Genomic DNA, 24,471 nt, shown 5'->3' with positions numbered 1-24,471 from the left:
TTATTATCTTTGCTCATCCAGTTGCAACGCCACATACAGCAGCAATCTATCGTCAAAATTCCCTAAATCTAACCCTGTTAATTCCGAAATACGGTTAAGTCGGTACTCGAGCGTATTACGATGAATAAACAATGCCTTAGATGTTGCCAGCGGCTGTACGTTATGGCGGAACCACGCGCTTAACGTTCGGCGCAGTAGCCCGTTGTTATCCATTGATTTCAGGCGAGCTAAAGGTCGCGCCAGTTCATTCGCCTGCCAGCCGCCCCGCAAACTATCCAGCAGCACTGGCAACATCAAATCCTGATAAAAATAGCCCCTGCTTTCCGGCATACGCTGTTTGCCGACCATCATGGTAGTGCGAGCGGTTCGATACGAGCGCGCAATACTGCCAGGCCCGGTAAAATAGTTGCCCAGTGCGACGCGAAAGCGTAGCTGACCATTTTCTTTCATACGGTTGATTAGCTGCTCTACTCGCTTGCGATGATCTTCTGCATCCCAACGGCCAAAGGGATTTAGCGCAGGTTTCAACACCACCATTTCCGTTAACGACACAATGGCTATCAAATTATTCCGCTCAGGTGTCGTGAGTGCAGTTTGCAGCTGCTGTAACTCTTCCATAGCGCTTTCCACGCCAAGCTGCCCACTATCTACTTCCACAACGGCGACCACACGAGGTTGATTCAGATCGATACCCAAGCGTTGTGCCCATTCGCTCAACGCTGGCGTTTGTTCTTCGGCCTGAATCAAATTCATCACTAACTCCTCACGCAGACGAGTGTCTTGTGCCAGCAAGTGCATCAGACGAGATTGTTCAAGCATCATCTCCGCCGTCATACACACCAGCTCACCGTACTTACGCAGCGAACCCGGCTCCCCTGTCAGACCGATAACACCGACAATTTCACCTTCGATGCGCAGTGGCAGGTTAATCCCCTGACGCACGCCGTGCAGATGCCGGGCCACGGCATCATCAATATCAACCACACGCCCCTGAGAGAGCACCAGCAATGCACCTTCGTGCAATTCACCAATACGTTCTTTATCACCGCTACCAATGATTCGCCCACGCGCATCCATCACGTTTATGTTGGTATCAATAATGGTCATGGTACGCGCCACAATGTCCTGCGCCATTTTGGTATCAAGGTGCCAGCCTGCCATGTGTCCTCCTGAGTCGTGCTAATGGCCTAGCATAGGCGAGATGGATCGCCTCAGCATTGTGCGAATGCACAAAGCACCGATGAAGAGTATGGAGTTGTGGTAAGGCTCACAAAAAAGGGCCGCAATTTGCGGCCCTGATGGTTTAAGGATAACTTAGTGGCAATTAATTACTGCATCAACAGATAGATGGTGCTGTCGCCACGCTGAATATTAAGCGCCATTACAGACGGTTTGGTGTCCAGAATTTTGCGCAGTTCAGCGATGTTATTTACAACCTGCTGGTTAACACCAATGATGATGTCGCCTTTTTTCAGGCCAATACGTGCAGCCGGGCTATTGCCTTTTACGTTATTGACGATGACACCCTTCTCATCTTTACCGCTGCGGTTGCTCATTTCCGCACCTTCGATACCAGTGAAGATGGTGGCTGAATCAACCTGAGTCTGGCTGCTTTGTTGCAGTTCCAGGTTTACTGAAACTGGTTTGCCATCACGCAACAAGCCAAGGGTCAATTTGCTGCCGACTGGCATAGAACCCACTTCAGCGCGCAAGGCAGCGAAACTACTAATTGCTTTACCGTTCATGGAAACCACAACGTCACCGGCTTTAACGCCCGCTTTCGCAGCAGAAGAGTTCGGCATAACCTGGCTGACGAATGCACCACGTTGCGCATCAACTTTCATCGCTTTCGCTAACTCGGAGTTCAGCTCAGTCCCAAGGATACCCAGTTCGCCACGCTTAACCTGGCCGTATTGCACCATCTGCGCGGTCAGGTTTTTCACCATGTTGCTTGGGATAGCAAAACCGATACCGATGTTGCCACCGTCTGGTGCCAGAATCGCAGTGTTAATCCCGATCAGCTCACCATTAAGGTTAACCAGTGCACCACCGGAGTTACCACGGTTGATTGCCGCATCGGTCTGGATAAAGTTCTCATAGTTTTCAATGTTCAGGCCACTACGACCCAAAGCTGAAACAATACCGGAGGTCACGGTTTCGCCCAGACCATACGGGTTACCGATAGCCACGGTGTAATCGCCAACGCGCAGTGCGTCGGAGTCAGCCATTTTTATCGCGGTCAGGTTTTTCGGATCCTGAAGTTGCAACAGTGCGATATCAGAACGTGGATCTTTACCGACCACTTTTGCTTCGAACTTACGTCCATCACTCAGGGAAACCTGAATTTTTGTTGCATTATCAACAACGTGGTTGTTTGTCACCACATAGCCTTTAGCGGCGTCAATAATTACACCAGAACCCAGTGCTGCAAATTTCTGCTGCTGACCGCCGCCCTGAGGGCCCTGGTCAGCTGGTCCACCCTGGCAGAATGGAGAGCTCTGGAATGGAGAGCCTTCCTGACAGAATGGTGAATTATCACCAAAGAACTGCTGGAAGTTACGCCCCATACGCGGTGTATTAACAGTGGTGCTTCCCTCAACGTTAATACTCACTACGGAAGGCATCACTTTTTCCAGCATCGGCGCAAGGCTTGGCATAGGTTGCCCAGCGGTTGCAGGTACAGAAGAAGCGGTCTCTGCCGCAATTGCAGATACAGGACTCAGCGCCAAACCCAGGCTAAGAGCCAGCGCGCTCATTGCTAAAGTTGTTTTTTTCATCGATTTCAGTCTCAAGTTAATAAGTCACGCAAAATTGCTGTGTAGGCCCATATAGAGTGACAATTGAGGCGCTAAGTTCCGCCGATAAGTCACTGGAAAAAGTAAAAATTTATTGTCCGTCTTTACAAAACTCAATGAGAAACTTATTCCACCGCCATCAGGCGCCGATACTCATCCCAGGCGAATAAGTCCGTCATTCCACTGATATAATCCTGAATTAGACGACAGCGGTAATAATATTCCCATACCGGGAAATCACTGGCTGACGGCGTCAAATTACTGACTGCTTCAACATACGCAAGCCTATGTTTTGTCGATAATTTGTGGAACAATCGAGTTTCAATCGGTAGACGACGTAAACTTTCTTTCTCCACCAGTTCAGCAAAATCCTCAACTGATATATTGAGTAATGGACTGTAAATTTCAAGTAAGCCACTGATAACGCGATAACCTTGTAACTCAAGTTGCTCAACTTCTGGGTGACTAAATACATGTTTAAATGCAACCTGCTTATATAGCTCCAACAGGCGTGCAAAGGGGCTGTCATCTTCTAGTAGTGCGTGATTGAACTCGCCGCTAAATATATCGCTGATATTATCGATAAAACGTTGCGCGGCATAAGGCACCAACTGGTTTAGCGTGTTGACGCGCAAATACATAAAGAACTGATCTTCGGTACTGCGGCGCATCTGATTTGAACGGGATTTCTCCCAGGCCTCATCCACTACACGCTCAAAAAGATCGCCTTTGCTATGCTCGCCCCAGGCATCACATAAGTGCTGATAAAGTTGTTCAACGCTAAAAATGCGCTTCTCAACCGCATCTTCCAGATCCGCCACACAGTATGAAATATCGTCCGCAGCTTCCATTATCCATGTCAGCGGAAAACGGCTGTATTCTCCCAGTTCAAGCTCTGTACGCAAACGGGCAATGTACGACTCCTCAGAAAGATAGAAGCCTGGTTTTTTCATCAGATAAGCGTGGCTTTTCGGCGGCTCGCCAACAAACCAGGCCGGGCGCGTATATTTGAGAATGCAACCAACCTGCGCCCAGGTCAGATTCATGCGCAGTAGACTATGTACCAGGCGAATGCCCTGAGCATTTCCTTCGAACTGACAAAGATCCTGGCGCACCTTGTGGCGCAAGCCATTCAGTTGATCTTCACCTTCACGCAGGCGTAAAGCTTCAACCCGGCAACGATCATCGCTGCGCGGCTGGCTTCCGGCATCTGTTGGGAACAAACGCTGACGGAACCAGTCATTAATAGCTGACTCACCGAAATGACCAAACGGCGGGTTGCCGATGTCGTGCATCAGGCAGGCCATTTCAACAATGCTTTCAAACGGGCCGGTGAGTTCATGCAGCCCAAAGCGCTCGAGATCCTGCTGCTCCTTCAGGCGGCTCAGCACTTCTTTGGCGATGTAGCGCCCGACTTGCTGAACTTCCATCGAGTGAGTCAAACGTGTGCGAACAGAGGCGTTACGCTCCAGAGGGAAAACTTGAGTTTTCTGCTGCAAACGACGAATTGCCGGAGAGTTAACGATCCGCCCGCGATCGCTTTCAAAGATTCGCAGGATTTCGTGTTCGTTCTTCTGCCCTTCAGGGGAGCGGAAACGACGATGCCAGTTAATTTTCTTGCGGAAATCTATCTCACTCATGCCCTCTCCTGCGCCTTTTAACAGCGGATTAATTCCTTGATGCCAGCCATGATAGACTATGAAGGTAATTTAACACTTTAGCGAGAATCACTATGAAAGTAGGCATCATTGGTGCAATGGAAGAAGAAGTTACGCTGCTGCGTGACAAAATTGAAAGCCGTCAGACTCTGAAGCTTGCAGGGTGTGAAATTTACACCGGCTCCCTGAATGGCGTTGAAGTCGCTTTACTGAAATCAGGTATTGGCAAAGTTGCAGCTGCAATGGGTGCAACTCTCCTGCTTGAGCATTGCAAACCAGATGTAGTGATCAACACCGGTTCTGCGGGTGGTCTCGCATCCACACTTAAAGTTGGCGATATCGTGGTTTCTGATGAAGTGCGTTACCACGACGCAGACGTTACCGCTTTTGGCTATGAATATGGCCAACTGCCAGGTTGCCCGGCAGGTTTTGCTGCTGACGCCAAACTGATTGCCGCGGCCGAAGAGTGCATTGCCGAGCTGAACCTGAACGCTGTGCGCGGTTTGGTTGTTAGTGGTGATGCGTTTATTAACGGTTCTGTGGCACTGGCAAAAATCCGCCATAACTTCCCACAGGCAGTTGCCGTGGAAATGGAAGCAACAGCAGTTGCTCACGTTTGCCATAACTTCGGTACCCCGTTTGTCGTGGTGCGCGCGATCTCTGATGTTGCCGATCAGCAATCCCATCTGAGCTTCGAAGAGTTCTTAGCTGTTGCGGCGAAGCAGTCCACGCTGATGGTTGAAAACCTGGTGCAGAAACTGGCTCGTGGTTAATAAGAACTTTTGGCGCGGCATCACCGCGCTTCTGTGTTGTCTCCCGGCGTGGCTTAATGCCGCGCCGCGGGTTATCTCATTATCGCCGAGCAATACTGAACTGGCATTTGCGGCTGGTATCACGCCAGTAGCGGTCAGCGCCTGGTCAGACTATCCGGAGGCCGCCAAAAAGCTTGAGCAAGTCTCAAACTGGCAGGGAATGAACCTTGAGCGCATCGTGGCGCTAAAACCTGATGTGGTTCTTGCCTGGCGCGGTGGAAATGCTGAGCGCCAGGTCAACCAACTAAAAGCATTGGGTATTAAAGTTGTCTGGCTTGATCCGGCAACGGTCGAAGGTGTGGTTGCCGCATTGCGTCAATTGAGCCAATACAGCCCTACTCCGCAAACGGCCCACAACGCCGCAGATAAACTGGCAAAAGAGTTTGCCGATTTGAAAGCACACTATTCTCAGCACCCGAAGAAAAAAGTGTTTCTGCAGTTTGGCCAGCAGCCGCTATTTACGTCAGGCAGTGGTTCGATTCAGAACGAAATTCTGGAAGTATGCGCAGGGCAAAATATCTTTGCTGATAGCCGGGTTCCATGGCCGCAAGTGAGTCGTGAACAGGTGCTAAGCCGCCGCCCGCAGGCTATTATTATCACCGGCGATGAAACGCAAATCCCTCCGGTTGAACAATTCTGGAATACCCAGCTAAAAATTCCGGTTATTGCAGTGAATGATGACTGGTTTAGTCGCTCAGGCCCACGTATTATCCTCGCCGCAAAACAGCTCTGTGAGGAGCTGGCAGAAAAATAACCTTTTTTATGAGGATAACACCCACATGCTCGTCTATTGGCTGGACATCATTGGCACAGCCGTCTTTGCAATATCCGGCGTACTGCTGGCAGGTAAGCTACGTATGGACCCGTTTGGTGTTCTGGTTCTTGGCGTAGTGACAGCAGTTGGCGGCGGAACTATTCGCGATATGGCACTGGATAATGGCCCGGTATTTTGGGTTAAAGACCCAACCGATTTAGTGGTCGCAATGGTCACTTGTATGCTGACTATTGTGTTGATTCGACAACCGCGTCGGCTACCAAAATGGATTTTGCCAGTGCTCGATGCCGTGGGGCTTGCGGTGTTTGTGGGTATTGGGGTGAATAAAGCGTTTCTGGCTGGCACCAGCCCACTGATTGCTATCTGCATGGGCGTGTTGACCGGTGTTGGCGGTGGGATTATTCGTGACGTTTTAGCGCGTGAAATCCCGATGATCCTGCGTACCGAAATCTACGCCACGGCGTGTATTGCAGGCGGCATTGTGCATGCCACTGCGTATTACACCTTCCACGTTCCACTGGAACAGGCGAGTATGATTGGTATGGTCGTCACCCTCGCAATCCGTCTGGCCGCCATTCGTTGGCATCTCAAATTGCCGACGTTTGCGTTGGATGACCGACAATAGAGAATAAAAAAGCCGGATGACGCTTTCGCTTATCCGGCCTACAAGAATTTTTATAACTAACCATTTAAACCGAATAATTCGAGTTGCAGAAAGTCGACAAAGTCGTAAGTCCCCAGGAGCATAGATAACTATGTGACTGGGGCGAACGGGTGCAGTCGACGCATCTGCAGCTTGAAGTATGAAGGTTTAAACGCTGAAGGAGGAACCACACCCACAGGTGCTTTTCGCATTCGGGTTGGTCACCACAAAGCGCGAACCTTCCAGACCTTCAGTGTAATCCACCGCACCGCCTACCAGATATTGCAGGCTCATTGGGTCAACTACCAGCGCAACGCCTTGCTTCTCGATAGTCATATCGCCGTCGTTAATCTGATCGTCAAAGGTAAAACCATACTGGAAACCGCTGCAACCACCACCGGTGATGTATACGCGCAGTTTCAGATTCGGGTTCTCTTCATCCGCGATCAGGTTTTTTACTTTATTGGCTGCTGCTTCGGTAAACTGCAACGGCAGCACTGCTACGTCATCACTCATCATTTGCTCCCAACGAAATAAGAAGTCGGGTAAAGTTTAACCCAGCCTTTGGGGGTCATTATCTAATACCCGAGTAAATCGTTCAAGTATTCTCCCCGGCAGGGGTTTGCTGTTCTTTGTTCTGCTTTTCCGCTTCCTGTTTAGCAAGCGTACGCGCGAGAATCGAGGAGTATAGCGGCTTCCCACCCAGGAATTGTGCCAATAGTGTCGCGCCAAGGCAGGTAATAATCATTGGCAGAATGAGCTGATAATTGTCAGTCATTTCCAGAACCAACACTATTCCGGTCAATGGCGCACGCACTGATGCGGCAAACAACGCCCCCATTCCGGCGATGGCAAATGTCCCAACTTCAAGATGATAGGCCGGGAACCAGGCCGCACTCGCCATACCAAATGCAGTGCCAAGTAATGTACCCAAAGCGAGCATTGGTGCAAAAATCCCACCAGGCGCGCCGGATGCAAAACACAGCAACGTGGTAATCACACGAGCAATAAAGATAAACAGCAGCATACCGAGGGTGTAATTTCCTGCGGCAGCAATGGGGATCAGATTAAAACCGCCACCAGCCGCTGCGGGTTGGATAAGACCAAGGATCCCGCAAATACCGCCCAGCAAGCCACCGATAATCACCCATTTTTTCAGATTGCCGCCGTGAATACGCTGGAACATATCCTGGGTGCGGAACACCATCGCGTTAAAGAACACGCCGACGATGCCAAATACCATCCCCAAAACCAGATACAGCCACAGCGTGTTAACCGGCGCGTTAGCCAGTTTCCCGACTTCGATAACCGCATTTTCACCGTTAAAAATACGGAACACCACGCTCGACATAATCACGCCGATAAACACGGCTTTTATCGAAATCAGGTTGTAGCGAAACTGCGGGCGCATCTCTTCGATGATGAACAGAATCCCCGCCAATGGGGCGTTAAATGCAGCGGATAAACCCGCTGCCGCACCGGTCGCTAACAGTGAATGGCGAGCTTCAGCACCACGCAAGCGGAAAATATCCAGCACCATGCGGCCGATATTCCCACCTAATTGCACCGTTGGCCCTTCGCGCCCGAGCACCATGCCAGCTCCGAGTGTCCCCATGCCACCGATAAACTTCACCGGGATGACACGCCACCAGCGCACCGGACGCAACTCTTCCAGTGCCCCTTCAATTTCAGGGATACCAGAGCCCCCTGCTTCCGGCGCATAACGGCGCACCAGATAGTAGCCAACCATTGCCAAAAGCATTGAGCTAATGAATGCCAGCGGCCAGACAATAAGGCTGTGATCAGCCACATGAGCCAGCATTGCCAGGCGATTTTGTTGAACCCAGGTGACCGCTTTTTCAAAAGCGACACCCACCAAACCGGCTAACGTCCCTACTATCGCGGCCATGAAAAGAATAGCGACTGGAGTTTTATCCTGTCGAATTAGGCGACGCACCATGTCGCCCCTACGTAAGCGCACTACCTGTTGCGCTTCAAAAGAGGGGTGGGAGTGATTCATTAGGCTAATCATTTATTGGTAATACAAATCGAGGGGGCATTCTACTCTCTCGACGCGATTGGGCAAAACTTTCATAACTCCGGGCGTTTCCCTTAGAATAGTGCGTTGCCACAATAATACGAATCCTGGAGCCACCTCATGAGTAAGTCTGAAAACCTGTACGCTGCCGCACGTAAAGTCATCCCTGGCGGCGTGAACTCGCCGGTTCGTGCTTTTACTGGCGTCGGCGGTGTGCCGCTGTTTATTGAACGCGCTGACGGGGCTTACCTGTATGACGCTGACGGCAAAGCCTATATCGACTATGTCGGTTCATGGGGCCCGATGGTTCTCGGCCATAATCACCCGGCAATTCGCAATGCCGTGATTGAAGCGGTTGAACGTGGTTTAAGCTTTGGCGCGCCAACCGAGATGGAAGTAAAAATGGCGGAGCTGGTGACTGAACTGGTTCCAACCATGGATATGGTGCGCATGGTGAATTCCGGCACCGAAGCGACCATGAGCGCAATTCGCCTGGCGCGTGGCTTCACCGGCCGCGATAAAATCATCAAGTTCGAAGGCTGCTACCACGGTCACGCTGACTGCCTGCTGGTGAAAGCTGGTTCTGGTGCACTGACTCTCGGCCAGCCAAACTCTCCGGGCGTTCCTGCTGATTTCGCCAAACACACGCTGACCTGCACCTATAACGATCTCGCGTCCGTTCGCGCAGCGTTTGAGCAATATCCGCAAGATATTGCCTGCATTATCGTTGAACCCGTTGCAGGCAACATGAACTGCATTCCCCCAAACGATGACTTCCTGCCAGGCCTGCGTGCGCTGTGCGACGAGTTTGGTGCGTTGTTTATTATCGATGAAGTGATGACCGGTTTCCGTGTCGCACTGGCGGGCGCGCAGTCTTACTACGATGTAGAGCCAGACTTAACATGCCTGGGCAAAATCATCGGTGGTGGTATGCCGGTAGGTGCATTCGGCGGTCGTCGTGAAATCATGGATGCGCTGGCACCAACGGGGCCGGTTTATCAGGCGGGTACGCTTTCCGGTAACCCAATTGCGATGGCTGCAGGCTACGCTTGCCTGACTGAAGTCGCGCAACCTGGCATTCACCAGACATTGACAGAACTGACCGAAATGCTGGCAAACGGTTTGTTGCATGCAGCGAAAGAAGAAAACATTCCACTGGTCGTGAACAATGTGGGTGGCATGTTTGGTTTGTTCTTCACGGATGCGGAATCTGTGACGTGCTACCAGGACGTGATGGCGTGTGACGTTGAGCGCTTTAAGAAGTTCTTCCATCTGATGCTGGAAGAAGGTGTTTACCTGGCACCATCTGCGTTTGAAGCAGGCTTTATGTCAGTTGCGCATTCGAAAGAAGATATTCAGAAGACTATCGACGCTGCGCGTCGGGTGTTTGCGAAGCTGTAATCGATATAGATAGTGTCGGATGTCGCTTACGCTAATCCGACCTACTGAAAGAAAAGACTTTGCAGTTGTAGGGTGGATTAGCGCAAGCGACATCCACCATTCATCACCGCGTCTGCTTACGCAGCAAATAGATGAAATAAGGCGCGCCGATAAAGGTCGCCAGTAAGCCCGCAGGCACCTGATCCGGGAAAAGGATCATTCTTCCGCACCAGTCCGCCGCAACCATCAGCATCCCACCTAATAACGCCGATATTATCAGCTGCGGCATCGCACGCCGGAACCCCAGCATACGCGCGATATGTGGTGCCATTAAGCCAACAAAACTGAGTGGCCCGACGGTCATCGTTGCCGCCGCGGTTAAGGTTGCAGCGAGCAAAAGCAGCGCAAAACGTGATGGTGTCAGCGCCATGCCGATTGCCCTTGCGGTCGCTCCGCCTAGCGGAAGTATCATCAACCAACGGCGACACAGCGGCGTCAGGGCAAAAAGAATCACCATTAGAATAAGCGTTCTGACGGCTTGATCGCCGGTAACGTTATACGTTGAACCAGAAATCCACGTCAGAATCCCCGCCATACGTGGATCGCCACTCGCCATCAGCAACATCAACAACATGGTAAACGCGGTACTCAGTGCCATCCCGGCGAGTAACATGCGTTGCGGGGAAAAACCGCCACGACTGGCTGTGATCATAATCACCAACAGCGTTACAGCTGCACCCAGGCTACCTGCCGGGAACAACCAACCGAATGCATTTCCAGGTACGATAAACAACATCACCACCACGCCGAATGCCGCACCAGAGCTGATACCTAACACTTCGGGGCTTGCCATCGCATTACCGGTCAGTCGTTGGATAACGCTGCCAGCAACCGCCAGCATCATGCCCGCAGTCAGTGCCGCTAATACACGTGGCCAACGCCACTGTAATAACTCATGGAATAACGAACCGCTTACCCAGTTCCAGCCATACGCATCGCGTCCAAGCGTTAGCGCAGTGACAAGAACCAAGGCTAACACACCGCTACCGACTAACACCCACCATGCCAGATGCTGGCGTTCGCTCGGAACGTTATCGCCCTGGTTCATCGCTGGCGTGCCAACAGTACGCAAGCGTGGTAGCAGCCACAGCAATAATGGTGCTCCAATAAGAGCGGTCACCGTACCGGTAGAGATCTCACGCCACACGTTGGTAATCCAGATAACTGATTGATCTGACAACCATAAAATCAATGCACCGATGATTGGTGCAAGGAATAAACGCGCAACCAGGCGACGGGCTCCGAGCATTTTCGCCAACAGAGGCGCGAACAGGCCGATAAAGCCGATAATCCCAACCGCATTAACCAACAGCGCACTGATGGCAATCGCCAGTACCAGCGTTGCGAGACGCACCATGGAAAGAGCCAGCCCAAGGTTACGCGCCACACCATCGTCGAGGCCCATCAATGTTAGTGGGCGCAACAGCAGCAGTGTTAACAGCAAACCGCCCACCAGGCGAGGCCAGAGGCCGTTGACGATGTCCCAGTCTTGTTGGTTTAACGAGCCAGTGCTCCACAGGAACATGTTCTGCAACTGGTCGTGATGGAAAATAGCCAGCAGCTGGTTTACTGCTCCGCAGTAAAGGCTCAGCACTAACCCTGCGAGGATCAGCGTGACCGGAGATAACCGCTTGCCCCAGGCGACGCCAAACACCAGTAGCCCCACAACGCCTGCCCCTACAAGAGCGGCAAACTGTTGTGTAGCAAACCCACCGGGCAATGCCCACAGTGTGGCAACCGTGATACCAAGTTGCGCGCCACTTGCCACACCAAGCGTAGTCGGCTCTGCAAGCGGGTTTCGTAACACTTGCTGGAATAACACGCCCACTAATCCAAGCCCTGCCCCAACTAACAACGAGATGGCAAGGCGCGGCAGCAAACTGTAGTGGAATAACATCTGATTGATGTCATCAATATTGGGCTGCCACCAGGCCGCACTCCACTGCGCAGAAGGCAACTGTGCATTCAGGTTGTGTAGCGTCAGCGCACAGGCAATAACAAAAAGCAGAGATAAAAGCAGCGCGGGGAGCAAAGCATAACGATGTTTCACGTCTGGCTCCCTATGGCTTTAGCAAGCGTAGTGGTGAAGTTCATGGCGGAAAGTGTCGCCCCGTAAAGCCATACTGGCGGGACGCGTTGGAAGCGGTTTTGACGAACAAAAGGCATCGAGTTCCACAATGGTGTTGCGGTTACGCGGGCCATTTCAGCATCGTTATTATGATCAAAGCAGATAACATCGGCGTCTTTGACTTCGGCTAAGCGCTCAAGACCAACGACTGCGCTGCCCCAGAAGTTGGTTTCACCTGCCCACGCGTTTTTCACGCCTAGCAACTCCATCACCTGTTGGAACAGACTGTTTTTGCCAATAACCAGCGCGTGGCGGGAATCTAACAATGTCATCAGCAAGACGGGCTTATCCCCGCGGGAAGCAAAGCGGGGTTTCATCTGCTCGATAAATTGATCAAATTTCAGCAGGTGATCGCGTGCTTCCTGCTGCATACCTAATTTTTCGCCCAGTTCTGTCAATGACTGGCGAGCAACGGTCAGCGGTTTCCCGGAACCATCGTTGAAACTAAAACCCAGTCCCGGTGCGATACGCGCTAACTTTTCCGGTGATGGGCCGTAGCCGGCAGAATAGAGAATCAGAGACGGTTTTAACTGTGTCAGAAGTTCAAGATTTGGTTCGGTGCGTAAACCCACTTCAATTATGCCATCGGGCAGTTTCGGCTCGCCGACCCAGGCTTTGTAATTGGTGGTATCCGCCATCGCGTAAGGCGTTATCCCCAACGCCAGCATCAGTTCCACCGGTAACCATTCCAGAGCAACAATGCGCTGAGGATCGATTGAGGCCGCATGTACATTGCCCATTTTGAGCAACAGCGGTGAGAGCGCCAGTGCCGTTAACAACTGGCGACGGCTCAGCAAAGGGTTAATCAGCTCACTCATCAGTAGACAAAGCTCACCGGAGCAGCACCCGCCGGATGCGGCAGAATGCCCATCGGGATGCCGTAAATCTGTTCCAGCGTTTCACTTTGCATCAGTTCTGCAGGAGAACCCTGCGCAATCATTTCACCACCACGCAATGCAACAAGATGATCGCAGTAGCGAGCCGCCATATTGATATCGTGCAAAACGGCAATTACCGTCAGACCGCGTTCCTGGCTAAGACGATGTATCAGTGCCAGCACATCAACCTGATGGGCAATATCCAGCGCTGATGTCGGTTCATCCAATAACAGGCAGCGACTATCTTGCGCCACCAGCATGGCAATCCACGCACGCTGGCGTTCACCACCGGAAAGGCTGTCTACCAGACGATGAGCAAAAGGTTTCAATCCAACTAAAGAGATAGCTTCTTCAACCAGTTCTCTGTCCGCCACTCCAAAACGACCAAGCGCACCGTGCCACGGATAGCGACCAATCGCCACCAGCTCACGTACAGTCATCCCTTCAGCCGCCGGGAGTTGCTGCGGCAAATACGCGACCTTGCGCGCAAATTCCTTACTGCTCCAGCTATCCAATGGTTGATTGTTAAGACTGATTTCCCCATCAGAGGACTTCTGATGGCGGCCAAGCATTTTCAGCAGTGTCGATTTGCCCGAGCCGTTGTGTCCAATCAGGCCGGTGACTTTTCCGACAGGAAAGGTAATCGACAGAGGATGGAGAAGCGTGCGACCGGGTACGCGGAAGGTAACGTCAGTGAGGCTAAACGTGGTATCGGGATGAACGAGTTTGTCCTGCATGGCAGCCATCTTTGTTGATGGGCACGGCGAACCGTGCCCGAATGCACTTAGAAGCGGAATGTTGCAGTCGCAACAACCTGACGCTCAGCGCCCCAGAAGCAACCGTAGGTGTTGAAGCAACTGGCTACATATTCACGATCGAATAGGTTATTCACGTGAACAGCCACGTTGGAACCCGCCATACCAACACGCGCCAAATCGTAGCGCACCAGCGCATCGACAACGGTATAACTTCCCACTTTGAAGGAGTTCGCCGGGTCGCCATAGCTGGATCCGGTGAAGCGTCCACCAGTGCCTAACGTCAGACCAGACAGTGCGCCATCAAAGAAGGTGTAGTCAGCCCACAGTGAAGCCATATGTTTTGGCACCTGTGCTGGCGTGTTGCCTTTGTAGTTGGTATCCGTGGTGTACTCAGCCTCGGTGTAGGTGTAAGAACCAACCACGTTTACGCTCGCAGACAGTGCCGCTTTCGCTTCAACTTCAACGCCACGCGCACGAATTTCACCACCTTCAACCGAGAAGAATGAGCCCGCAGGGTCAGCCATCAGGTTGTTGGTTTTGGTCAATTGGTACACCGCGCCGGTCAATACAATCGGACGATCGCTCGGCACATATTTCAGGCCCGCTTCATACTGCTTACCTGTAGAAGGTGAGAAAAGATTACCCTGCGCGTCGGTCTGTGAAGCAGGTTCAAACGACTCACTGTAGCTGAAATACGGTGTGATACCGTTATCAAACAGATAGTTAACACCACCACGCCAGGTAAACTGAGTGTCATCACGTTTGGAAGTGGTACCAGCCACGCGGTTGTAGGATTCCTGATCGGCCCAGTCATAACGACCGCCCAACGTCACCAGCACTTTATCCCATTGCGCCTGGTCCTGAACATAGAGGCCCGTTTGCTTCTGGCGGTTCAGGATCTGATACGGACCGGAGTTCGCCGGATCTTTCGAATTGAAATCAAAATCGGTATACACCGGATTGTAGAGATCCAGCAGCGGTACGGAGTCGTCGTAACCAAACCAAGAGTTGATGTCGTTACGCATACGCATAAAGTCAACGCCGGTCAGCAGAGTGTGGTCCACTTCGCCGGTGGCAAATTTGCTCTGCAACTGGGTATCAACAGTGAAGTTTTGCAGCTTCTCATCATCAACCACGTATTTACGCGCCAGATAATGGCCTTTGTCCGCTGGCGCTAACGCCGCACATTGCTTGCTAAAGCTGTTAGCTGGATCGGAACAGACGCCGTAACCGTAGACGCTGTTTTGCGAAGTTTTGTTTTCAGCAAAGCGCAAGTTCTGACGCACGGTAAAGGTATCGTTGAATTCATGGTCGAAGCTGTAGCCAACCATTTTCTCATTACGAGAATAGGTATTGTTCTTCGCACCTTCATTGAAGTCAGTAGGCAGACGATCGCCGTTTGGCAGCGGATCGACCGTTCCCTCTTTTGGCAGCCAGCCGTAGTAACCGGTTTCCGGTTCATTCTGGAAGTAAGAGAGGAAGGTAAAGTTAGTTTTGTCATCAGGACGCCATGAGAAAGACGGCGCGATGGTATAACGCTGCTCTTCAGCACGCTCCTGCTGAGCATTGTTCGAACGAGCCAGACCCGTTAAGCGGTACGAGTACACGCCGTCGTCATCTATTGCATCGCTGAAGTCAAAGCCGGTCTGGAACAGGTTATCGGTGCCCATTTTGAACTGGATCTCTTTCAGCGGTTCCGTGGTCGGACGCTTACTTACCATGTTCAGCAAACCACCCGGGCTGCTTTTTCCGTACAGAACGGAAACCGGACCACGCATGATTTCAGCGCGCTCCAGCATATAAGGATCTACCACCGCGTCGTTATAGAAGTTGCCCTGCATCTTCATACCGTCGAGGTAGTTATTCTGACTCTGACCATCGGCCGCAAATCCGCGAATCACCAAATAGTCATAAGTATTTGAAGCGCCACGAGTTCCCACAGCAACACCTGGGGTATAGCTCAATGCTTCTTTCACCGATCTTGGTTGATGTAACGCCATCTCTTCAGCGGTCACCACAGAAATAGACTGAGGTACCTTTTCAATAGGCGTATCGGTTTTGGTCCCGGTCGCAGACTGACGCGCCGCGATGGTGGCCGCAGGTCCCCAGGCACTCTCTTGCGGGGCTGAGGCAGAAACAGTGATGGTGTCTTCTTTAGTAGTTGTGTTGTCTGCTGCAAAGCTTGATGCACTCACGCCACTGACGGCGGCCGCAACAAAGAATGCAAGTTTACGGATTGAGGTGTTGACTGGTTGTCCAGTTCTTAAACGCGCCATTGGTTTTTCTCTGATGAAGTAGTGACGAATGATAACGTAAACGATAATTATTATTAGCCGCAGAATAATAGACGAAACGGAAAGTGCATAGCAAGCAGGAAACGCCCCTGGTAAGCGCGAGGGAATAATAATTAACCAGAGTGATTGCATGGGATTAATAAAAAAGAAAAGCCCCCGTGGTAAACGGAGGCTTTATGGGAAAACCTTGAGGTTTATTTGCTGCCGAACATGTCCTTAATCCAACCTGCAACACCATCACTTGATTCAGGCTGCTGCTGCGGTTGTTGTTGTTGCTGCTGCTGTTGTTGCGGCTGCTGAGTCTGTGGCGACTGTGACTGACTAAACGGATTGTTGTTCTGCTCAGCCTGCTGGCTTTGCTGGCACAACCCGTCCGGATTAGTGGTCCACACTGGCAACACACGATCCCCGCCACCGCCGCACTGGAAGTAGCCTGCGCTATCAACGCCCATATCAACGATGTCTTCCGGTGGATTAAGTACCAGCGGAATTGGCGTCTGGTTAGCCAGATAACGTTGATAAAGCGACATCGCCCCGCTCGCACCATACAACTTGGTCGGCTGGTTGTTGTCACGCCCTACCCATGTAATGGCGACTTCTTTGCCATCAATGCCCGCAAACCAGGTATCCACGTTATCGTTGGTGGTACCCGTTTTTCCTGCTAAGTGCAGGTTCGGATATTTGCCACCTAACGCACGGCCAGTACCGCGAGCCATAACCTGCTGCATGGTAAACAGCGTCATGTAGGCGGCCTGTGGTGGAACAGCCTGCTCCGCCTGTGGGAAGCTTTGGTACAGCACGGTGCCGTCTTCAGCAATCACCGAACGCAGAGCCGAAAGCGTGGCGCGATTACCGCCGCTGGCGATGGTCTGGAATGCCTGAGCCACTTCAATTGGCGTCAGGTTCAGCGCCCCCAGCAACATCGCAGGAACCGGATGTAACTGGTTCTGCGGCACGCCAAGCTTGACCCAGGTATCTGTGACAGCAGGCAGGCCCAGCGCCATCCCCAGGTTGACGGTTGGCACGTTCATAGAACGCGTCAGCGCGTCCACTAGCATGACCTTGCCACTCTCACTGTAGCGACGGTCATCGTTTTGTGGCGACCACACTTGCCCGTTCGGTTGCTTCAGCGCGATTGGTGCATCGGCAATCCAGGTATTCAGACGGTAAGCGTCCGGCTGGCTTAATGCCGTCAGATAGGTCGCTGGTTTTGCCAGAGAACCGATAGAACGGCGTGCCTGCATCGCGCGGTTAAAGCCCGCAAACTGCGTTTCCGCTCCGCCGACCATCGCACGAACTTCACCGGTTGAACGGTCAACAATGACCATTGCCGCTTCCAGATCTTTCAGTTTGCGCGAGTTACGCAGAACCGGAACCCCTTCACTCACCGCTTTTTCTGCCGCATCCTGAGAAACGGAGTCGAAAGTGGTGAAGATCTTCACGCCGGACAAGTCTTTAACTTTGTCGCCAAGTTTGGTCTGGAGCTCATTACGAACCATCTGCATAAAAGCAGGCTGCGGTGAAATCACACCACCACGCGGTTGCACACCCAGAGGGCGCGCGCTCAGCATGTCGTAAAGTTCCTGGTCAATCACCTTCTGCTCTTGCAGCAAGCGCAATACAAGGTTACGACGTTCCAGCGCCAGTTTCGGGTTACGCCATGGGTTATAAATCGACGCGCCTTTTACCATGCCCACCAGCAATGCTTGCTGATCGAGGCTCAGTTCTTCTACCGGGCGGCCAAAGTAATACAGGCTCGCCAGTGGGAAACCGCGAATTTCATTGTCACCGCTCTGGCCGAGGTACACCTCGTTCAGGTACAGCTCAAGGATGCGATCTTTGCCGTAACGCGCATCCATGATCAGCGCCATGTACGCTTCGTTCGCTTTACGCCAGTAAGAACGCTCGCTCGATAAGAACAAGTTTTTGACCAACTGCTGCGTCAGCGTACTTGCGCCCTGCACGGTACGGCCAGCTGTCAGGTTCGCCAGCACCGCACGGCCAATGGAGAAGAAGCTAATCCCATCGTGCTCATAGAAATGGCGGTCTTCTGTTGCGATCAACGTGTCGACCAACAGCTCCGGGAAACCGGTGCGCGGCACAAACAGGCGCTGTTCACCGTTCGGTGAAGACAACATGGTGATCAAGCGAGGATCCAGACGGAAGAAACCGAAGCTGCGGTTGTTATCCATGTTCTGGATGGATTCCAGATGGTCACCATCAAAATTCAGACGTGCGCGGATCTGCCCTTCTTTACTGTCAGGGAAATCAAACGGACGACGGATCATCTCAATGCTGTTGCCCTGAACCGTAAACTCACCAGGGCGCGTCATCTTCGTCACCTGACGGTACTGGGTCGCTTCCAGCAGGTTAACCATCTCTTTTTTGCTGTACGGCATGTCTGGTTCAAGGTTCACCATACGGCCATAGACTGCCGCCGGGAGCTGCCAGACTTTCCCATCAATACGGGTACGGATCTTCTGATCCAGGTAAACACCGTAAATCACGAACAGCACAGCAAAGACAACAAACAGTTTTACCAGGAACCAGAACCAACGGCGTTTTTTACGTGGCGGGCGACCATTGCCATTGCCACTACCTTTTCCTTTACGTGGCGGCATCGGTTCCTCGTCTTCATAATCATCATCGTAATCCGCGTCATATTCCTCTTCACGGACACGACGACGGCTTACTTTCTCTTTCACAGGACGTGAAGGTTTTCCTTTACGTCCAATCGGTTCGCGGTCATTCCCCGCCATTGCTTTCTCCACCAAAAATAAGGCGCACGGCCTGATTCTCCTCATCTCAACTCAAGTCGAAAGAGGAAATCTCTCAAAGTTATTGGTACTTTTTGGTACGCCGCGTAGGCAGCGCGTCTGCTGGCGAGTCCGGCCAGACGTGTTTTGGATAACGTCCTTTCATCTCTTTTTGCACTTCCCGATACGCACCGTTCCAGAATGCGGTTAAATCACGCGTAATCTGCAATGGGCGCTGTGCCGGGGAGAGCAACTCCAGAACCAGTGGCACACGGCCTTCGGCAATCACCGGAGTTTGAGCTTCACCAAACATTTCTTGCATACGCACAGCAAGAACTGGCGGGTTTTCATCATCATAGCGAATGGCTATCTGGCTTCCAGTGGGCACAGTGTAATGAGTTGGCAGCGCACTATCCAGACGTACGCGTGCGTTCCAGTCGATCAGGTTCTGTAACGCCCGTGTGACATCAATGTTTTTTAACGCGCGAAGCGAGTGTACACCATGCAGTTCGGGTAATAACCAGCGGTCTAAATCACGCAGCAATGCCTCGTCTGACACGTCTGGCCATTTAAGTTCTGGCAACCATTTTGCTGCACATACCAGGCGTGTTCTTAACTGCTGCGCATGTGCCGGCCAGTTAAGCACTGACAGACCTTTCTCACGAATACCATTAAGAATTGCCTGGTGGAGCTCATCTTCGGAAGGTTTCGCCAGTGGCTGAACTTTCACTACAAGTTTGCCTATCTGAGTGCGGCGAAACGCCTTTAAAGTACCTTGAGTTTCATCCCACTCAACGGTGTCACTTTCGGTCAGCAACGCCGGGCACTGTAGCGTTAGCGACTCAATATCCAGCGGGATAGCCTGCAAAATACGCGCATCAGGCGTATTGCTGCCCTGCAATAATAGCGGTGCTAACAGCCATTCGTAGCGAGTTAGCGGATCATCCTGGTTAAGCATCGCGCCCATGCCGTTAGCTAGCTGGTAACGACCATCCAGTCCACGACGACGGGCAATTCTGTCGGGGAAAGCTTGTGCCAGTAACGGTGCGGCAAGAGAAAAATCTGCTTCTCCACCACGGCTGTTAAGACGCTTAAGAAGCTGAGAACTACGCTGCTGCCAATTCTCCTGACGTCGGCTAAAAGCGTTACGCAAATCACTGTCCTGACCACGTGGTGGCTCCTCAAGAATCGCGACAAGCCGTGCAGCGGTTGCCTGTTGGTCGGCATCTTTAGCGTTAACCAGCATCGCGGCCAGACGAGGTTCGTTACCCATGTTCGCCATTTTTTGGCCGACTGGCGTGAGTTTGTTTTGCTCATCGAGCGCTTTGAGCTGGCGCAACAAGGTTCGTGCGGCCACTAAATTGGCGACAGGCGGGGCATCAAGCCAGGTCAACTGGTCCGGTTCCTGGCAACCCCATTGCAGTAAATCGAGTAGCAGGCCAGAGAGGTCGCTTTGCAGGATTTCTGGTTCACTTTGCAAGCTCGCGCGTTCTGCCTGCTCGGCACTGGTTAAGTGTAGACAGATACCCGGCTCCAGACGCCCCGCTCGCCCGGCGCGTTGAATCATCGACGCCTGGCTAATTCGTTGGGTGATAAGCCTTGTGAGCCCAGTGCGAACGTCAAAACGCGCGACGCGCTCCTGGGCGCAATCCACCACAAGGCGAATACCTTCAATCGTCAGGCTGGTTTCGGCAATATTGGTCGCCAGCACCACTTTGCGAGTGCCGTTTGCCGCCGGGAGAATTGCTTTGCGCTGTTCGCTTAAAGGCAGTGCACCGTATAACGGACAAAGCTGAATATCACTTGTGACGCGCTCTTGCAGCTGTTGCATAACACGCTGAATTTCACCCACTCCGGGTAAAAACAGCAACAGAGAGCCCGACTCATCGCGCAGTAAATTCGCCACGGCAATGGCAACGGCTTCATCAAAACGCTGATGAGTAGAGAGCGGGCTATAGCGGCGCTCGACAGGAAAAGCTCGCCCTTCAGAACTGATTACCGGAGCTTCCGGTAAACATTGCTGAAGGCGCGCATTATCAAGCGTTGCCGACATAATCAGCAATTTAAGATCGTCACGTAACCCTTGCTGGACGTCGAGTAACAACGCCAGCGCCAGATCGGCTTGCAGGCTGCGTTCGTGAAATTCATCGAGGATCACCAGCGCAACACCTGAAAGCTCAGGATCGTGCTGAATCATGCGCGTCAGAATGCCTTCGGTCACGACTTCAAGCTGAGTGTTCGGCCCGACGCACGTTTCGGCACGCATCCGGTAGCCGACTGTTTCACCAGGCTTTTCACCCAATAACTCAGCCAGACGCTGTGCAACATTACGCGCAGCCAGGCGACGTGGTTCCAGCAGTAGAATGCGACCGCCTAAGTTTGCCTGTCGTAAAATCTGCAACGGTAGCCACGTCGATTTACCCGCCCCCGTTGGGGCGCTCAGTAAAACCTGGGACGCATTTTGCAAGGCGTTAAGAATATCGGGTAGCACTGCGGCAACCGGTAATGACGGCACAAACGGCTCCAAACGGGTATGATGCGAAGTTCGCTATTGTAGCATCAAGCCAATTCATAACGAGAGACCACTATGGCTGAAACTCGCCGTCTGTTTTTTGCCCTCGAATTACCTAAAGAGGTACAACAACAGATTATCCAGTGGCGCGCCACACAGTTTCCAGAAGATTCCGGGCGACCGGTCGCTGCTGCAAATTTGCACCTGACGCTCGCCTTTTTAGGTGATATCAGTGCTGAAAAGCAAAAAGCACTCAGCCTGCTCGCCGGGAGAATCCGCCAAAGCAGTTTTACCCTGACAATTGATGATGCAGGGCAGTGGTTGCGGTCAAACGTGGTGTGGATTGGCCCACGTCACGCCCCTTTAGGGCTTATTCAACTTGCGAATATGTTACGCTCCCAGGCAGCGCGCAATGGTTGTTACCAAAGCCCGCAGCCTTTTCATCCGCATATCACGCTTTATCGCAATACACCGCGCGCGGTTTCTATTCCTCCACCCAATTTTCGCTGGCAATACAAAGTTGAAGACTTCGTATTGTATGAGTCAGTTTTCAAGCACGGGCGAACGCATTACCTGGAGCTACAGCGCTGGTCATTAAGCAATAAGGAAGAGTAAATGGAGTTTAGTCCCTCACTACAACCGGCCACACTCATCAAACGCTATAAACGCTTTCTTGCCGATGTCGTTACGCCTTCCGGTGAAGAATTGACGCTACATTGCCCAAACACCGGCGCGATGACCGGATGTGCAACACCTGGCGATACAGTGTGGTATTCCACATCAGATAGCCCGACCCGAAAATATCCCCATACCTGGGAAATAACCCAGACGCAAAACGGCGAGTTTATTTGCGTTAATACGCTGCGCGCTAATGCGGTCGTGAAGGAAGCATTAAGTTCGGAAAGCATTTCAGAATTAATTGGTTACACAACCATTAAAAGTGAAGTGAAATACGGTGCAGAGCGCAGCCGCATTGATTTTATGTTACAGGCAGATTGCAAGGTTAACTGCTATATTGAAGTAAAATCAGTCACGTTATCAGAACAAGGAAATGGCTATTTTCCGGATGCCGTAAGCCTGCGAGGGCAGAAGCATTTGCGAGAGTTGATGAACGTGGTTATGCAGGGCGAACGCGCGGTGCTGCTATTTGCAGTATTGCATTCTGCTATCACCCAGGTTTCCCCGGCACGCCACATCGATGCCAAATACGCACAATTATTATGCGAGGCGCAACAGTGTGGAGTTGAAGTTATCGCTTATAAGGCTGAACTTTCAGCCCTTGGGCTTACTCTAATTTCGCCGTTGCCTGTCTGTTTATAATTTTTTAATAAAGAGCAGTTAACGTTTGTCTGTTTTGTGTGCTGGTGGCTCGCGTAAATACGCTTTTCTTCACAGGCTTGTCAAGAGAGGAATTTATATAATTGCCATCCTGAAAAGCATCTGCTATTTATAGCGGCCTGATTTTCCCCCGAACAGGGGACCGATAGTGCGTGTTAAGGAGAAACAACATGCAAGAAGGGCAAAAGCGTAAAACATCGTCCCTGAGTATCCTCGCCATCGCTGGGGTGGAGCCATATCAGGTGAAAGCGGGCGAAGAGTATATGAACGAAGCCCAGCTGTCGCACTTCAAGCTTATTCTTGAAGCCTGGCGTAGCCAACTTATGGATGAAGTTGATCGCACGGTAACGCATATGCAAGACGAAGCAGCAAACTTCCCGGACCCGGTAGACCGTGCAGCCCAGGAAGAAGAGTTCAGCCTCGAACTGCGTAACCGTGACAGGGAACGTAAACTGATCAAGAAAATCGAGAAGACACTCAAGAAAGTAGAAGACGAAGACTTCGGTTTCTGCGAGTCCTGTGGTGTTGAAATCGGCATCCGCCGTCTCGAAGCTCGCCCGACAGCTGATTTGTGCATTGACTGTAAAACGTTGGCAGAAATTCGCGAAAAACAAATGGCCGGTTAACGGCTCGCAATTTCAGATTACTCATAATGGCGGGATACTCTCCCGCCTTATTTATTTCTGGCCTACCGCAGCAAATCATGAACACACCGCACTACATTGGGCGCTTTGCCCCCTCACCTTCGGGTGAACTCCATTTCGGCTCGTTAATTGCCGCACTCGGCAGCTACCTGCAAGCACGCTCAAAACAAGGCCAATGGCTGGTGCGTATTGAAGATATCGACCCGCCACGTGAAGTACCGGGCGCTGCTGCTACTATATTGCGGCAACTGGAACATTACGGTTTGGAGTGGGATGGTGACGTTTTATGGCAATCCCAACGACACGAAGCCTACCGCGAAGCACTCTCATGGTTACATCAGCAAGGGCTGAGTTATTACTGCACTTGCACGCGCAGCCGGATCCAGCAAATTGGCGGTTTTTACGATGGCCATTGCCGCACGTTAAACCATGGTCCTAATAATGCCGCGTTGCGTTTAATGCAACATCACCCGGTATTAAGTTTTGAAGATAAACTTCACGGGACGTTAATAGCCGACGAACAACTGGCTCGTGAAGATTTCATCATTCACCGCCGGGATGGGTTATTTGCCTATAATCTTGCTGTGGTAGTGGATGATAATTATCAAGGTGTGAGCGAAATTGTACGTGGCGCAGATTTAATTGAGCCAACGGTAAGACAAATTTCGCTGTATCAACAATTTGGTTGGACGGTGCCTGATTACGTGCATTTGCCCTTAGTACTTAATGAGAATGGGGCAAAACTTTCTAAGCAAAATCACGCGCCAGCCCTACCGCAAGGCGATCCACGTCCGGTTATTCATGCCGCGCTGGCATTTTTGAATCAACCAGAAATTGCCCATTGGCAAGATTTGACGCTCAACGAGTTACTCAGTCAGGCGGTGCAAACCTGGTCGCTTGAGGCTATTGAACCAGGCTCGGCGTGAATACGCCATTCTCAAATGCCACGCACTGAGCTATGATTAGCCGCTGTTTTTTTTGTCCCTATGATTGACACTGCCG

18 protein-coding genes and 1 pseudogene are annotated in these 24,471 nt (G+C 51.8%); 8 read left to right on the top strand and 11 right to left on the bottom strand.

What is annotated here, in order from left to right:
• Positions 1-3: 3 nt before the first annotated feature.
• The 3 genes from LVQ79_RS19260 to dgt all read right to left on the bottom strand — a co-directional run bounded on the left by LVQ79_RS19260 (position 4) and on the right by dgt (position 4,435).
• Positions 4-1,161, bottom strand: coding sequence for a CdaR family transcriptional regulator (locus LVQ79_RS19260; protein ID WP_034460863.1), 1,158 nt, complete (start codon positions 1,159-1,161; stop codon positions 4-6).
• A gap of 167 nt (positions 1,162-1,328) precedes the next feature.
• Positions 1,329-2,777, bottom strand: coding sequence for a serine endoprotease DegP (gene degP / locus LVQ79_RS19255; RefSeq protein WP_134186992.1), 1,449 nt, complete (start codon positions 2,775-2,777; stop codon positions 1,329-1,331).
• A gap of 143 nt (positions 2,778-2,920) precedes the next feature.
• Positions 2,921-4,435, bottom strand: a complete 1,515-nt coding sequence (gene dgt, locus LVQ79_RS19250) for a dGTPase (protein WP_232866180.1) — start codon at positions 4,433-4,435, stop codon at positions 2,921-2,923.
• Between the two features lie 92 nt (positions 4,436-4,527).
• Here dgt and mtnN point away from each other — a divergent pair, with 92 nt between their 5' ends.
• The 3 genes from mtnN to LVQ79_RS19235 are packed head-to-tail and all read left to right on the top strand — an operon-like array spanning position 4,528 to position 6,665.
• Complete coding sequence (mtnN, locus tag LVQ79_RS19245) at positions 4,528-5,226, top strand: 5'-methylthioadenosine/S-adenosylhomocysteine nucleosidase (RefSeq protein ID WP_134186996.1); 699 nt, start codon at positions 4,528-4,530, stop codon at positions 5,224-5,226.
• Complete coding sequence (btuF, locus tag LVQ79_RS19240; RefSeq protein ID WP_232866179.1) at positions 5,219-6,019, top strand: vitamin B12 ABC transporter substrate-binding protein BtuF; 801 nt, start codon at positions 5,219-5,221, stop codon at positions 6,017-6,019. The genes mtnN and btuF overlap by 8 nt, the downstream gene beginning before the upstream one ends.
• A gap of 25 nt (positions 6,020-6,044) precedes the next feature.
• Entirely contained in the window at positions 6,045-6,665 is a 621-nt protein-coding gene (locus LVQ79_RS19235; RefSeq protein WP_151994993.1) for a TRIC cation channel family protein, read from the top strand.
• Between the two features lie 186 nt (positions 6,666-6,851).
• Here the strand turns inward: LVQ79_RS19235 and erpA are convergent, their stop codons facing one another.
• Positions 6,852-7,199, bottom strand: a complete 348-nt coding sequence (erpA, locus tag LVQ79_RS19230; RefSeq protein ID WP_034460870.1) for an iron-sulfur cluster insertion protein ErpA — start codon at positions 7,197-7,199, stop codon at positions 6,852-6,854.
• Positions 7,200-7,281: 82 nt separating this feature from the next.
• On the bottom strand, positions 7,282-8,703 hold the full coding sequence (clcA, locus tag LVQ79_RS19225; RefSeq protein WP_232866178.1) for a H(+)/Cl(-) exchange transporter ClcA: 1,422 nt from the start codon (positions 8,701-8,703) through the stop codon (positions 7,282-7,284).
• A gap of 138 nt (positions 8,704-8,841) precedes the next feature.
• Between clcA and hemL the strand changes: the two genes are divergently transcribed.
• Complete coding sequence (gene hemL / locus LVQ79_RS19220) at positions 8,842-10,122, top strand: glutamate-1-semialdehyde 2,1-aminomutase (protein WP_232866176.1); 1,281 nt, start codon at positions 8,842-8,844, stop codon at positions 10,120-10,122.
• A gap of 103 nt (positions 10,123-10,225) precedes the next feature.
• Here the strand turns inward: hemL and fhuB are convergent, their stop codons facing one another.
• The 6 genes from fhuB to hrpB form a co-directional block, all read right to left on the bottom strand.
• A complete protein-coding gene (fhuB, locus tag LVQ79_RS19215) occupies positions 10,226-12,211 on the bottom strand; it encodes a Fe(3+)-hydroxamate ABC transporter permease FhuB (RefSeq protein WP_232866174.1) in 1,986 nt (661 codons plus the stop codon).
• Positions 12,208-13,107 carry a Fe(3+)-hydroxamate ABC transporter substrate-binding protein FhuD gene (gene fhuD, locus LVQ79_RS19210; RefSeq protein ID WP_232866173.1) on the bottom strand — a complete coding sequence of 300 codons (900 nt, stop codon included), beginning with the start codon at positions 13,105-13,107 and terminating at the stop codon, positions 12,208-12,210. The genes fhuB and fhuD overlap by 4 nt, the downstream gene beginning before the upstream one ends.
• Entirely contained in the window at positions 13,107-13,904 is a 798-nt protein-coding gene (gene fhuC, locus LVQ79_RS19205; protein WP_232866171.1) for a Fe3+-hydroxamate ABC transporter ATP-binding protein FhuC, read from the bottom strand. The genes fhuD and fhuC overlap by 1 nt, the downstream gene beginning before the upstream one ends.
• Positions 13,905-13,951: 47 nt before the next feature.
• Positions 13,952-16,201 carry a ferrichrome porin FhuA gene (gene fhuA, locus LVQ79_RS19200; RefSeq protein ID WP_232866169.1) on the bottom strand — a complete coding sequence of 750 codons (2,250 nt, stop codon included), beginning with the start codon at positions 16,199-16,201 and terminating at the stop codon, positions 13,952-13,954.
• Positions 16,202-16,413: 212 nt separating this feature from the next.
• Positions 16,414-18,978, bottom strand: a complete 2,565-nt coding sequence (gene mrcB / locus LVQ79_RS19195; RefSeq protein ID WP_232866167.1) for a bifunctional glycosyl transferase/transpeptidase — start codon at positions 18,976-18,978, stop codon at positions 16,414-16,416.
• 79 nt (positions 18,979-19,057) lie between these two features.
• Positions 19,058-21,490 (bottom strand): ATP-dependent helicase HrpB, encoded by a 2,433-nt coding sequence (gene hrpB, locus LVQ79_RS19190; protein ID WP_232866165.1) that lies wholly within the window; start codon positions 21,488-21,490, stop codon positions 19,058-19,060.
• Positions 21,491-21,562: 72 nt separating this feature from the next.
• Between hrpB and thpR the strand changes: the two genes are divergently transcribed.
• From thpR to gluQRS, 4 genes and pseudogenes are all read left to right on the top strand, one after another.
• A complete protein-coding gene (gene thpR, locus LVQ79_RS19185; protein ID WP_232866163.1) occupies positions 21,563-22,102 on the top strand; it encodes an RNA 2',3'-cyclic phosphodiesterase in 540 nt (179 codons plus the stop codon).
• Positions 22,103-22,807, top strand: a complete 705-nt coding sequence (sfsA, locus tag LVQ79_RS19180) for a DNA/RNA nuclease SfsA (RefSeq protein ID WP_232866161.1) — start codon at positions 22,103-22,105, stop codon at positions 22,805-22,807.
• A gap of 188 nt (positions 22,808-22,995) precedes the next feature.
• Complete coding sequence (gene dksA / locus LVQ79_RS19175) at positions 22,996-23,451, top strand: RNA polymerase-binding protein DksA (RefSeq protein WP_064556776.1); 456 nt, start codon at positions 22,996-22,998, stop codon at positions 23,449-23,451.
• Positions 23,452-23,528: 77 nt separating this feature from the next.
• A pseudogene (gene gluQRS / locus LVQ79_RS19170) lies at positions 23,529-24,424 on the top strand (tRNA glutamyl-Q(34) synthetase GluQRS).
• Positions 24,425-24,471 lie beyond the last annotated feature (47 nt).

The sequence above is a fragment of the Buttiauxella cochleicola genome, from assembly GCF_021282405.1.
Taxonomy (GTDB): Bacteria; Pseudomonadota; Gammaproteobacteria; order Enterobacterales; family Enterobacteriaceae; genus Buttiauxella; species Buttiauxella massiliensis.
Note: the sequence above shows the minus strand (reverse complement) of the source record. Positions and strands in the feature narration are given on the sequence as shown.

Excerpts from the sequence above, each read along its gene's own strand:
- LVQ79_RS19260 (WP_034460863.1), bottom strand. The coding sequence starts at position 1,161 with ATGGCAGGCTGGCACCTTGATACCAAAATGGCGCAGGACATTGTGGCG.
- degP (WP_134186992.1), bottom strand. The coding sequence starts at position 2,777 with ATGAAAAAAACAACTTTAGCAATGAGCGCGCTGGCTCTTAGCCTGGGT.
- dgt (WP_232866180.1), bottom strand. The coding sequence starts at position 4,435 with ATGAGTGAGATAGATTTCCGCAAGAAAATTAACTGGCATCGTCGTTTC.
- mtnN (WP_134186996.1), top strand. The coding sequence starts at position 4,528 with ATGAAAGTAGGCATCATTGGTGCAATGGAAGAAGAAGTTACGCTGCTG.
- LVQ79_RS19235 (WP_151994993.1), top strand. The coding sequence starts at position 6,045 with ATGCTCGTCTATTGGCTGGACATCATTGGCACAGCCGTCTTTGCAATA.
- erpA (WP_034460870.1), bottom strand. The coding sequence starts at position 7,199 with ATGAGTGATGACGTAGCAGTGCTGCCGTTGCAGTTTACCGAAGCAGCA.
- clcA (WP_232866178.1), bottom strand. The coding sequence starts at position 8,703 with ATGAATCACTCCCACCCCTCTTTTGAAGCGCAACAGGTAGTGCGCTTA.
- hemL (WP_232866176.1), top strand. The coding sequence starts at position 8,842 with ATGAGTAAGTCTGAAAACCTGTACGCTGCCGCACGTAAAGTCATCCCT.
- fhuD (WP_232866173.1), bottom strand. The coding sequence starts at position 13,107 with ATGAGTGAGCTGATTAACCCTTTGCTGAGCCGTCGCCAGTTGTTAACG.
- fhuC (WP_232866171.1), bottom strand. The coding sequence starts at position 13,904 with ATGCAGGACAAACTCGTTCATCCCGATACCACGTTTAGCCTCACTGAC.
- fhuA (WP_232866169.1), bottom strand. The coding sequence starts at position 16,201 with ATGGCGCGTTTAAGAACTGGACAACCAGTCAACACCTCAATCCGTAAA.
- mrcB (WP_232866167.1), bottom strand. The coding sequence starts at position 18,978 with ATGGCGGGGAATGACCGCGAACCGATTGGACGTAAAGGAAAACCTTCA.
- thpR (WP_232866163.1), top strand. The coding sequence starts at position 21,563 with ATGGCTGAAACTCGCCGTCTGTTTTTTGCCCTCGAATTACCTAAAGAG.
- sfsA (WP_232866161.1), top strand. The coding sequence starts at position 22,103 with ATGGAGTTTAGTCCCTCACTACAACCGGCCACACTCATCAAACGCTAT.
- dksA (WP_064556776.1), top strand. The coding sequence starts at position 22,996 with ATGCAAGAAGGGCAAAAGCGTAAAACATCGTCCCTGAGTATCCTCGCC.